10 protein-coding genes are annotated in these 11,604 nt (G+C 43.9%); 2 read left to right on the plus strand and 8 right to left on the minus strand.

The genetic code is table 11. The features are described 5' to 3' along the window. Window positions 1-94: 94 nt before the first annotated feature. The 8 genes from HPS57_RS04620 to HPS57_RS04655 all read right to left on the minus strand — a co-directional run bounded on the left by HPS57_RS04620 (window position 95) and on the right by HPS57_RS04655 (window position 7,210). Window positions 95-847, minus strand: a complete 753-nt coding sequence (locus HPS57_RS04620) for a porin family protein (protein WP_253946457.1) — start codon at window positions 845-847, stop codon at window positions 95-97. Window positions 848-857: 10 nt separating this feature from the next. Then, entirely contained in the window at window positions 858-2,024 is a 1,167-nt protein-coding gene (locus HPS57_RS04625; RefSeq protein ID WP_172180598.1) for a PCMD domain-containing protein, read from the minus strand. Window positions 2,025-2,340: 316 nt separating this feature from the next. Next, a complete protein-coding gene (locus tag HPS57_RS04630) occupies window positions 2,341-3,159 on the minus strand; it encodes a zinc ribbon domain-containing protein (RefSeq protein WP_172180600.1) in 819 nt (272 codons plus the stop codon). Between the two features lie 116 nt (window positions 3,160-3,275). Further along, window positions 3,276-4,037, minus strand: coding sequence for a Nif3-like dinuclear metal center hexameric protein (locus HPS57_RS04635; RefSeq protein WP_172180602.1), 762 nt, complete (start codon window positions 4,035-4,037; stop codon window positions 3,276-3,278). A 995-nt stretch (window positions 4,038-5,032) separates the two neighbouring features. Then, window positions 5,033-5,557 (minus strand): septal ring lytic transglycosylase RlpA family protein, encoded by a 525-nt coding sequence (locus tag HPS57_RS04640; RefSeq protein WP_253946458.1) that lies wholly within the window; start codon window positions 5,555-5,557, stop codon window positions 5,033-5,035. After that, entirely contained in the window at window positions 5,541-6,569 is a 1,029-nt protein-coding gene (locus HPS57_RS04645) for a glycoside hydrolase family 43 protein (RefSeq protein WP_172180604.1), read from the minus strand. Before HPS57_RS04645 ends, HPS57_RS04640 begins: the two co-directional genes overlap by 17 nt. 168 nt (window positions 6,570-6,737) lie before the next feature. Next, entirely contained in the window at window positions 6,738-7,016 is a 279-nt protein-coding gene (locus HPS57_RS04650) for a type II toxin-antitoxin system RelE/ParE family toxin (RefSeq protein ID WP_172180606.1), read from the minus strand. Beyond that, on the minus strand, window positions 7,013-7,210 hold the full coding sequence (locus HPS57_RS04655; RefSeq protein ID WP_172180608.1) for a hypothetical protein: 198 nt from the start codon (window positions 7,208-7,210) through the stop codon (window positions 7,013-7,015). The genes HPS57_RS04650 and HPS57_RS04655 overlap by 4 nt, the downstream gene beginning before the upstream one ends. 130 nt (window positions 7,211-7,340) lie before the next feature. Here HPS57_RS04655 and HPS57_RS04660 point away from each other — a divergent pair, with 130 nt between their 5' ends. Both HPS57_RS04660 and HPS57_RS04665 read left to right on the plus strand, forming a co-directional pair. Then, window positions 7,341-9,050 (plus strand): DUF349 domain-containing protein, encoded by a 1,710-nt coding sequence (locus HPS57_RS04660; RefSeq protein ID WP_172180610.1) that lies wholly within the window; start codon window positions 7,341-7,343, stop codon window positions 9,048-9,050. Window positions 9,051-9,299: 249 nt separating this feature from the next. After that, window positions 9,300-11,102, plus strand: a complete 1,803-nt coding sequence (locus HPS57_RS04665) for a hypothetical protein (protein ID WP_172180612.1) — start codon at window positions 9,300-9,302, stop codon at window positions 11,100-11,102. Window positions 11,103-11,604 lie beyond the last annotated feature (502 nt).

The following is an 11,604-nucleotide window of genomic DNA, read 5'->3' on the forward strand; positions in this document are numbered from 1 at the left end:
GTGTTAAAAAAAATAATTTATTACCCTATTGAATGCCGGCGACATTGTTGCCACTGACACTCAAATTAAAACATTTCATTGTCGCACGAGCACATCATTTCAGCTTATACATCACGCCTATCGTTCCGAATATTGGATATAGTGTCTGTTCTATAGTCGTGAACGAGTTTTTGTGAATGCCGTTCAGTCCCCACTGTAAATCAGCGTATGCACCCCAACGCTTGCTGAACTGCCAGTCGACACCGACATCAATGCCCACTTGTATGCGGCGCATGTGCTCACTAAAATCGTATGTTGCACGTGACTCTTCAGTGTTGCCCATCTCTATTTTATCGCCCACAGGGGTGATGTGGCGCAGATAACCGTCGTAGACATAGCCCTTGAACACTCTTGTTGAGACATAAGAAATGTATGGACCGCACTTCAGCATGACATTCTTATGCACCTTATAGGTCGCCATGACAGGAAGCGTAAGCATCCATTCCTCACATTCTGTGACGAGATTGCCAGTATAGTAACCCTCTATTTCCTCACCACCTTGAGTCATTACCATGTGGTAGTTCTTCACTGTGGCATCCACTTCCATACCTTTGTTTTCAAGATGCAAACCTGTAAGCACGCCCCAATTTCCTTTCAAAGGCTTTGAGACATCCAGTCCAAGGGAGAAGTTGGCCATCAACCTATAATCATTCATGCTGCGTATCGTTGCCGGCATACCTACCGGAGCCGTGCCACCAATGTTATATCCGAGACGCGCATAGTAGTCCCAGCCGTCCAAAATGTTTTCTGCATGTGATGTGACAGCCATTGCTGCCAACATTAACACTGTAATTGCTTTACGTATCATCAGGATATGTTTATTTTGATGTTTCACAAATGACGCTCACTTTATCTATATATAGTGTGCTTCCTATCGCTCCATTGAAATACGCACCGTCCTTACTTGAAGAGAAAACAACAGCAAGATTATAGCCGAAAGAATTCAACACACTAAGGTCTATATCTGTACCATAATAGTCAAAATCCACCTCAAATTGTGTCCACTCGTCAACAGGACGAACCTCAGAAAGGATTGCTTTAGCTACAATATGGCTATTTGTCTGCACATCGTCGCCATGAAGTCTGACAATGTTTCCATTCTTGTCATGATTACGGTAAAGTATTGCATAAATCGCGCCCTCATCTTGCTTTTGCGGGTCAATCGTTCCATCCTTGTATTGGAAGTTGGGACCCGGCTTATACTTATAGTAACCGGTCAACTTAATAGGTTTTTTATCAAATGCCACACCAAATTCTGTACTATGCAATGCCTCTTCCTGCCCCTTCATAGCCATAGTTGAGTCAAACTCGCCAAGAAAAAGATTACCGGCAGCTATTCGCATACCTACCATTGCTCCAAATATACCTGTTGATTTCGTCTCTAATTTCACTCCTCTTCCTTCATATCCGTCCTCAATGGAAACAGAAGGATATTCGTTAGGTTTTGCGCTGCCATTGGCTATTTTGAAACCACCATTACCTGTTGCCCAGCAATCATTCCGGCTTCCGTCCAAACGACATTCATACCATTGGTGGTATTTATCTTTGTTTTTTTCTTGCACCACAAAATAATTCTCAAAATTGAAATCACTGACCATACCGAGTTCTTCGATAACAGAGACATTGTAAACACGCTGCCAATCACCGTCCTCAGATGTGACGGTGTATACCACTGAACCATTCGTAAAATCCTGCACACTACCACTTGCAGGAGAGAGCGTCGCTCCTTCCGTAACAACAAACTGTGGTGCGAGACGGCTTCTGTCCGTTCCTGGCTTCACTCTGAACGTAACAGTACTTTTGCTAGTTAAAACCCTCTCTATAATAGTGTCACTGAGATTCCAAGTGCACTCCTCAGGCTTTTCATAATGCACCCAAGCCTTCTCGATGTCACACTCGGCATTCAGAGGTTCATCCTTAAAACAAGCGGTTAGCCCGGAACATACCGTCACCGCAATGCATACCTTTCCTAATATCTTAAACATAATTATGGAACATATCTGTTTATCCCTGCGTGCGAAATTACCAAAAAATCGTGGAATTTAAACATTTTAACCGTGAATAATATACTATCCGAAGCAATTTTAATGACATGTATCAAGATTTTGTCCGTTCATACAAGATTATCACCTCGATTGCCATTTCTTTGCACAATAAGAAGAAAAGCCATATCACACTCTGCATTTCTTGAGTAATGATATGGCTTTTCATGTACCAATAAAGGCAGTTTTGTCAATAAGGAACGGCTGCCATTCTTCCCATCAGGGATGCTGCCTGTTCCTCATGAGTGACAGGAAAGGACTAATCCTCTGCTGATGTCTTTGTACGAGTGGCGCGCTTGCGCTTTGGTTTGTCGTCAACAGTGACAACAGGTTTCACACCTGCCAGTTCTGGGTCAACAAGGATTCTACCACAATACTCGCAAACAATGATTTTCTTGTGCATCTTGATGTCAAGCTGTCGCTGTGGCGGTATTTTATTGAAGCATCCACCGCAGGCGTCACGCTGCACATAAACCACACCGAGTCCGTTGCGTGCATTCTTGCGGATGCGCTTGAAGCTCTGAAGGAGGCGTGGCTCGATACGCAGTTCAAGGTCTTCAGCCCTCTCACGGAGTTGTTCCTCTTCTGCGCGTGTCTCTTCCATAATCTCGTCAAGCTCGGCACGCTTGGAGTCAAGGTCTGCCTTACGGCTATCCATCTGAGCCTTTGCACGTTCACTGTCACGAGTACGCTCTTCTATCTTAACCTGTGCATCCCTTATTTTCTTCTCACAGAGCTGTATTTCCAGATTCTGGAACTCTATCTCTTTTGTCAGCACGTCGTACTCGCGGTTGTTGCGTACATCATTTATCTGCGCCTTGTAACGTTCAAGGCTCTCTTTTGCACGCACGATGTCGTCACGCTTTGTGACAATAGCCTGACGGAAAGACTCTACCTCATCAGAAAGGTTCTTGATACGTGTCTCCAAACCGGCAATTTCGTCCTCAAGGTCTTCTACCTCAAGTGGAAGCTCACCACGAAGGGCACGCTTTTCATCTATACCAGAAAGAGTTGTCTGCAACTGATAAAGGGCCTTGAGCTTCTCCTCGACCGTCATTTCCTTTGCTTTCTTTGCCATATTCTGTAATGTTATGTGTTATTTTTATGTTTTTATCAGTAGTGTCAATAATGTCGGTGATACCAACAAATGCAGCCAATCACCGGCAATGACGGCAGCGGTTTCCAACATTTTCCTTACCAATAACGCACAGGATTTGTGCTGCCATACATCTCTGTCCTTACCTCCGGGAACTTGTCTGTCATAATCCGACACAGCAATTCTGTTGTATACTGCTCTGATTCATAATGACCAATCACAATTATCTGTATCTGCTGCTCCGCACCGAAGAATTCATGATAGTGCATCTCTCCGGTTATGAAAGCGTCCGCGCCTTGCTCCAAAGCCTTGCCAAGAAGAAACGAGCCTGCGCCTCCACAGACGGCAACCTTGCTTATCGGACGTTCCAAGAGGGCGTTTGTCATGCAGCATTCCACTCCGAAAAGCTCCTTCACATGCTGTATGAAGCGCACTGGTTCCACAGGTTCCGCAAGCGTCCCTATCGCTCCACTACCACCTTCGGTAAGGAATGCGACATCATCAAGACCGAGAAGCTCCGCAATCTTGTAGTTCACGCCACCCTCGGCATTGTCAAGATTGGTATGCATCGAAACCACGCATACATCATTCTTTATGGCTTTAATCACCGCACGCTGCACATAGTCACCGCCACTGATGCACTTCAGTCCGCGGAACAGCAAAGGATGATGGGAAACAATCAGATTACAGCCACGGCGGACGGCCTCATCGACCACATCCTCCGTGACGTCCAGACACAATAATGCCCCTGAGACATCCGCTTCTGTCAATCCAACTTGCAAGCCGGCATTATCGTAGCTTTCCTGCAAGGGCAGAGGCGCGAACTGTTCAAGGGCGTCAACGATTTCCTGTATTTTCACGCTAATTATTCCTTGTTTGAATAAATAATAAGTGCAAAATTAATCATTTCGACTGAAAAATACGAACTTGCACCTACAGAATTAGCAATTTTTAAGGAGATTGGTCATCATGAGGCGACAAACCCCTGCCGATTATGGCATGCCAACAATCTTTTCACCTTTATCCTGTACCATTATTCACTATGGCGCCATCTCTCCCAATTCCCCGAACCCAGGTTTAATCCTTGTGTTTGTCTATTGAAGTAAGAGCGTTTCCTGACGTGACGGAATGATGTCCGTACAGTCTATATTTTCCGAGTGCAAAATTAATCATTTTTGGAACAAACATTACAATTTTCCTTTCAAAAATTACACTTCGACACTTTATTTTTGACAGATGTCAATGTCATGTATATAAGACAAGGCATAAATGATAAAACTCCCCATCATAAGCCAATAAAAACGACCTGTATCGACACATAACAGCTTTGCTGTGCATACGTATCTATATATCCTTCTAAAAACTCAATGGTGTCGTATATACAAACAGGCTACAAAAGCTGTATTTAATTAACAAACAAGAACATACAAAAGGCTACAAACACAATCTTCCGAAAGATGATGCTTTGTATTATAATAAGGAGAAATCTTGTTATCCCAAAGATAACATTTCAGAAATAAGTTAGTCCACAAAATTAATTTGCATTATCTGCGCTGTTATTTTTGAGGGAAAAGCGTAGGCTGAAGAGGGAGTGCAGCGGGTTGCATGACTGATGAGACCTATGGTTTTCACCAAAAAGGACAAGCAGAGAAGGCGAAAGGCAAATCCATACATAACGATTGAAAATAATGTCGCTTAATTTTGCGGACTAACTTAATTACCGGCACCTCATCAAACAAACCTTGTACACTAACAAAAAAGAATTCGGCAATTTGGCATATAAAAATACCAAATCGCCGAATTCATCTTCATGTACCAGTCTCCATAAAAAGTTCTTGCCATACAGACAATATGCCTATTGCTTTTGCCATGCCGGTACTTTCCCATCATAAAATTCGCTGCCCTCAATGTCAAACTCTACGCTGTCGGTCTGCTCTTTCAGTTTGTATGGAGTATGCACTTCATCCTTGACAACAGAAACCATGACCATCGCCACACCCTGATTTATCATGTCGATTTCTTTCGCTGCACGCCATGAGAGGTCTATAACACAGCCGCGGCGGAAAGGACCGCGGTCAATGACTTTGACAATTACAGACTTGCTGTTGCGCAGGTTCGTCACTTTCAGGCGTGTCCCAAAAGGATGAGTCTTGTGAGCGCACACCAAGCTGTCATGATGCAGGCGTGCACCGCTTGCCGTCCTTGCCCCCGTTGAACGCTTTGAATAGAATGTCGCCTTACCTTTCTGCTGCTTTCCTGTGCCCGAAACTGTCTGCCCCACAACCTTTTTCTGCTGTGTGGCATTGCGTTTCTGCATTCCCTTGGCGGGGAATATGGAGAGCGACAGGACGAGAAGGAATATGTTAGCGAGATGTAGCATACTTCAGGAGATTATCAAGGATTTCACGGCTGACCTTTACAATCGTGCCATGCTTATGTTCGGCAGGCACCTTTATGCGCTCGGGAATCGGTGTGAAAGTCTTGAAATCCTTTGTGGAGACGGCCTCAAACTGCTGTGCAGGGCGGTATTGGTCGTAGTAGATGACCCATTCCGACTGCTGTTTCTTGCCCTTTCCGCTGTCTATTCTCACGGCACAAGGTCCTTCGCTGTAGGACGGCGAGAACACTTTGGTCGGTGAATGGAAAGGCCCGTGAGGTGAGTCGCTGAATACGCAGAAGAGGTTGGAATAGCCTGGTTTGCGGTTATCCTTCACGACAAGCACATAGTCCTTGGACGCACGTTTCAACAGGAATCCGTCGATGCTGTTGAATCCTGGGTCATAGTAAGGTTTGGCAGGTGAGAACGTTTTCCAGTCCTTTGTCGTGCAGTACCACATGCGGTGGCAGCCGTTTGTGCCCTTCATGTCCTCCGCCGTGCGGTTGTTTGGGTCAATCTGTGATGACCAGATAATGAAATATTCCTTCAGTTCATCATCGTAGAACACTTCCGGTGCCCACACGTTGTTGGTGGGATGGTTCTTCATCACAGGAATCTCAATCTGCTTTGACCAATGGATAAGGTCTTTGGAGTGTGCATAGCCGAATCCGCGGCTGCCACGCCATTGGGTTGTCCACACGAGGTGGAACGTTCCGTCAGGTCCTTGGGTAATGGAAGGATCGCGGAGCACACGCTCATCAGGGGCGAAAGTCGGGATTACGCTCTCTCCGGTGAAAGCATCAATGAATGCTTCTGTGTTACCAATCTCCGGGCGCATGAACACTCCGGGGATGCTATCCCATTGCAGGCCGTCATAGCTGTAGAGATAGCGCATGCCGTCAGTTGATGGTTCGTGGAATGATGTGAAGATGTAGGCATCGTTGCGGTCATTGCCGAATGACGGATGTGCTGCCGATGCGAAAAGGATTAAAAGTGGAATTATTAACTTCTTCATTATGTTATCAGTTAGATTATGCCACAAAGTGGCTTGTTTATAGTAAATGATTATGTGTTGGCTTTTGCTTCTTTAGTTATGTTTTTGTTATTGGGCGTTTTGTAGAAAACCGCTTATTCATACAGCTTATTTGTACCGAGAATGCGCAGACTCGTATGGTCGCCAAACTTATTTAAACAAGTCCGAATGAGTACCGGTGTCAATTAGGATGATTGTCACAGTCTGCTCGTTCTTCTCCCATATTAACAACCAGTCAGGCTGTATGTGACACTCCCACAGGTTATTCCATTTGCCAGACAATTTGTGCGGCTTATATTTCCTGGGAACAGTACCGGTTTCTTCAAGATAGCCTGCCACAATACGGAATTCATTGGGGTCAAGCCCTCTCTTTATACATTTCCTGAAAGCTTTGTCAAAATGCCGTGATGTCTCAATGTAGTACTTCATCCTAACAGATGTTTCATAAGGTCGTCAACAGAATCAGCACGGAAATTCTTGCCGGAATGCGCATCATCAACAGCTTTCTGTATTCTTGTGCGTTTTTCAGGCGTGACGATTCTTATTCCATCCAGTGCATTAAGTACTTTTTCCAGACTGGGCAATATGCTGAGGTTACTGACCTCAATTGTTATCGTTTTCATGTCTTTATATTTTTGTACGCCACAAAGATACGAAAAATTATCGAATTATTTGCAGATATAGAATATTTTTTGTAATTTCGCACCAAATTATATAGTGAATTAAACATCGATTCAAACTAAAACAAAAGTTATGATGGACTCTGAAGAGAAGCGTTATGAGACAATGGCGCAGGTTATCGAACGTGTAAAGGAACTTGCTCAAAGTGAAGAAACTCCTGAGAAGGAAGAGGTTGAACTCCTTAAGAGCTTGTTCTACAAATTGCATTTCCAAGAGCGTGAGCAAAAACTAAAGGCATATCTTGATGAGGGTGGTGACCCGGAGAAATATGTCATACAGGCTGACGACACGGAGGAGACATTCAAGACGGCGATGGCTGTCATCCGTGAGAAACGCCAGAAAGTTTTTGCTGCACAAGAGGCAGAAAAGCAGGCTAATCTTGAGAAAAAGCAGTCCATCATAGAGAAGATAAAGACGATGGTGACATCTCCGGAGGAGGCGAACAAGTCTTATCAGGAATTCAAGGACTTGCAGGCTCAGTGGAAGGAGATTGGCCAGGTGCCGGCAGAGAATGCTACCGAGATGTGGCGTTCTTACCAGTTGTATGTGGAGCAGTTCTACGACTTGCTGAAACTCAACTCCGAAGCGCGTGAGTATGATTTCAAGAAGAACCTTGAGGCTAAGACACGCCTTTGCGAACTGGCAGAGAAGCTTGCCGACGAGGAAGATGTAATCAGCGCTTTCCACCAGTTGCAGGACCTGCATCAGGAGTACCGTGAGGTGGGACCTGTGGCAAAAGACCTGAGAGAGCAAGTGTGGACACGATTCAAGGCGGCAAGCACAGTGGTGAACAAGCGCCACCAGCAGCATTTTGAGGACATACGTGCGAAGGAGGAAGAGAACCTTACAAAGAAGACAGCTCTCTGCGAGCAGGCAGAGGAACTGTCAAAGCGCGAGTGCCAGAACTCTGCCGAGTGGGAGGAGGTGACAAAACTTGTCCTCGCCCTTCAGGCTGAATGGAAGACAATAGGCTTCGCTCCGCAGAAGATGAACGTGAAGATTTTCGAGCGTTTCCGCATCGCTTGCGACATGTTCTTCCAACGCAAGACACAGTATTTCAAGGAAATGAAGGAGCGTTTCGCTGAGAATGCGGAGAAGAAGCTGGCTCTTGTCGAGAAGGCTAAGGCTCTCATGGACAGCACAGACTGGAAGCAGACAGCGGACAAGATGATGCAGCTGCAGAAGGAATGGAAAGAGATAGGTATGGTTCCAAAGAAAGTTGGTGACCAGCTTTGGCAGGATTTCATTGGCGCATGCAACCATTTCTTTGAGGCACGCAATGCCGCTAATTCCGGAACTCGCAACGCTGAGAAGGAGAATCTGCAGAAGAAGAAGGACATTGTCGTGGAACTTGGACGTCTTGCCGAGGAGGCAGGTGACGACTTGCAACAGCGCATGCGCGAGCTTATTGATAAGTTCAATGAGATTGGTCATGTGCCGTTCAAGGAGAAGGACAATATTTACGATGACTATCATGCTGCCCTTGACAAGATTCACAAGGTGCTGAATGCCAACAGCCAGCGTCGCCGCATGGATAATTTCAAGCAGAACATCAAGGCTGCTGCGAAGCGTGGCGAGCAGGCCGTTGACAATGAGCGCACTCGCCTGCAGCGCAGACTGGAGCAGATGAAGAGCGACCTTAAGACTTATGAGAACAACCTTGGTTTCCTCTCAATATCTTCCAAGAAGGGCAACTCACTCCTTGACGAGATGAACCGCCGTGTGGAGAAACTCAAAGAAGAAATAGAACTTGTCAAGAAGCAGATAAAGGAGATTGACTAAAAGACTCCCATGAAAGGGCATTCTGCTCTTGATTAACGGATTTTTCCTTAATGCAGGTGTTCTCCTATAGAACACTATTACCGAATAATATGGTCTCGGGCTTGCGGATGAAATCATTCCGCAAGCTCGATTTTGTTATTATGCTTAATACTATTTTCCACATTCCAATCAATTTGTTTTACAATTTATTCGCAATATAAAATAAAATCATTAATTTTGCAAGTGATTACAAAAACAATTGATTACAAAATGACAGATATTAGCGCATATAAAGATAAGATTGAAATATATTTTCCTCATAGGTTGTGTTTCAAAGAAGGAAAGTTGCGCCAATGTAAAAGAGCGCATGTCCGGAAACTCTTCTCCATACTGGTTACTGTTATGCTGTTGGTTGCCTGTGGGAAAGACGCATCGGTATTGCAACAGATGGACATTGCAGAGAACCTTATGGAGACCAAGCCAGACTCCGCACTTGCGGTGTTGGAGAGTATTCCGGCTTCCGATGTTAATGGTAAAGAAATGGCAGCAAGATATGCACTGCTCAAATCCATGGCATTAGATAAGAACAGCATTGACACAACGGAGTTTGATGTTCTTCAGCCCGCCATTGATTATTACATCAAAAAAGGAACTTCAGATGAACAACTCCGTACATATTATTATCAAGGCAGGATTTATCAGAACCAGGGGGATGATGATTCCGCAATGCGTTCTTTCATGAATTGTTGCGATTTGCGACAAAGTGTAACGGACTCCTTGCTGCTGGCTCATACGTTTGTGGCACAGGGCACGCTGTATCTTAAACAGTACAAAACAAAAGAGTTTGTTCGGAATAATATGGAAGCTGCGAGATTATATGGTGCTATCGGTAGAAACGCACTTGAAATCAAAAGTTATACGAAAGCCATTGACGGTTATGTTATGATGAATGACAAATCCGCAGCAGACAGCATTATATCCATTTGCATGCCTTTAGTGCAAAAGAATCCTGATGGTGAAGCGTATCTGTTTCCTTCATTGGTGTCTTATACAATAGAATTCTGTTCACATGATGACATCAAAGCCTTTTTAGATGAATATCAGGACATGGAGTTGACAACCGATGAGACTATGGATTTTGCCCGGGGCTATTCAAAAATTGGAGAGCACGACAAAGCTTTAAAGATTCTTTCGGAAACCACTCCTGCCGAATTTATTTTGGATTCGCTCAAATATATTGCGATAAAGATTGACATTTTGGAGAAGCTTGGTCAGTATGAGCAAGCCTTGCATGCGTATAAAGACTATTCAGCTATGCATGAGCGTTATCAAAATGACTTGCTTTCACATGACCTGTTGTTTTCCGATAAAAAACATCAACTGGAGATGAAAAGCCTCATGGAAATTCAGGAAAGGGACAGAATTATTTGGGGAACGTTATTTGGTATATTTGGTTTGGTAATACTTGTTGGCTGGTTATATTATCAAGGTTACATCAACAGAACCAAGCGCATTCTGGCAGAGAAAGAGAATGAGAATCTGAGACTTGAGCAGGACAACCTGCGTAAAGAAAAAGAAAAGGCGGAGCTTGAAACTGCCAACCTCAAATTAGAAATTTCTCAGTTGGAAGATGAACGTGACAATCTGAAAGACTTACAGAGGGAACAGATGGAAATGGCAAAACCTATTCAGGATGTCATAAAGAGCAGACTTGATATGCTGAACGCCCTCTTGGCAAAAGAGATAACCAATAATGACAGCTATGCCAAGCCGTACAATAAGTGGATAGAGACAGTCCGAAATGACAAAAAGCAGTTCATGGATTCAACACGTCTTGCTTTTGCAGCGTCCCATCCTAAGTTTATGGAGTATCTTGAAAACCATGGGTTATCCACTGATGAGATCAACTACCTGTGTTTGTACGCAATAGGCTTGCGTGGCAAAGAGGTCGGAGAGTATATGCAACTGAAAAGACATTATCATATCAGTAGTGATATACGCAAGAAGCTTGGTATTGATGAGCACCAGACTAATATAGGAATCTATGTGCGCAAACTTATGAAACAATTGTAGTTTAATGATATAGTTCCAGTTCTAAGAGAGAATATATAATCCGAAATTTAATCTTGACCAGACTGTATGGCTACGAAGTCATTGCAATGACTTCGTAGCCGGCCTTCATTATGTATGTCTGTCAAACTTTTGTAACCTTTGTACAGGAAGTTATCTTCTTATACTTTGTAAATATCTGAATATTAGTAATATAAAATTTTTGTCTGTCAAACTTTTATTCTTGCATGAAAACTTTATTTATAGTAACTTTGCAGCAGTTTAATCAATAAAAACAACAATAAAGAAAATGAAAAAGGCAATTATTTTAGCACTGTTATTGACATTGACACATACTACTTTTGCAGAGCAACAAGGTATACATTCAAGATAGAAGTGCAATTTCTTGACTGTATATGAGTCCCCTCCTTCTGTGTATAAGAGGTTCCGGAGCGTAGCGACAGGGTTCTCTTATACACAGAAGGAGGAACCTTCCCATTAAAGATTAACCTGCAATGCAAAAAAA

Source organism: Palleniella intestinalis (assembly GCF_013166595.1).
Taxonomy (GTDB): Bacteria; Bacteroidota; Bacteroidia; order Bacteroidales; family Bacteroidaceae; genus Prevotella; species Prevotella intestinalis.

What these genes read in the sequence shown, in the direction of transcription:
- HPS57_RS04620 (WP_253946457.1), bottom strand. Translation starts at nt 847, where the DNA reads ATGATACGTAAAGCAATTACAGTGTTAATGTTGGCAGCAATGGCTGTC.
- HPS57_RS04625 (WP_172180598.1), bottom strand. Translation starts at nt 2,024, where the DNA reads ATGTTTAAGATATTAGGAAAGGTATGCATTGCGGTGACGGTATGTTCC.
- HPS57_RS04630 (WP_172180600.1), bottom strand. Translation starts at nt 3,159, where the DNA reads ATGGCAAAGAAAGCAAAGGAAATGACGGTCGAGGAGAAGCTCAAGGCC.
- HPS57_RS04640 (WP_253946458.1), bottom strand. Translation starts at nt 5,557, where the DNA reads ATGCTACATCTCGCTAACATATTCCTTCTCGTCCTGTCGCTCTCCATA.
- HPS57_RS04645 (WP_172180604.1), bottom strand. Translation starts at nt 6,569, where the DNA reads ATGAAGAAGTTAATAATTCCACTTTTAATCCTTTTCGCATCGGCAGCA.
- HPS57_RS04650 (WP_172180606.1), bottom strand. Translation starts at nt 7,016, where the DNA reads ATGAAGTACTACATTGAGACATCACGGCATTTTGACAAAGCTTTCAGG.
- HPS57_RS04655 (WP_172180608.1), bottom strand. Translation starts at nt 7,210, where the DNA reads ATGAAAACGATAACAATTGAGGTCAGTAACCTCAGCATATTGCCCAGT.
- HPS57_RS04660 (WP_172180610.1), top strand. Translation starts at nt 7,341, where the DNA reads ATGATGGACTCTGAAGAGAAGCGTTATGAGACAATGGCGCAGGTTATC.
- HPS57_RS04665 (WP_172180612.1), top strand. Translation starts at nt 9,300, where the DNA reads ATGACAGATATTAGCGCATATAAAGATAAGATTGAAATATATTTTCCT.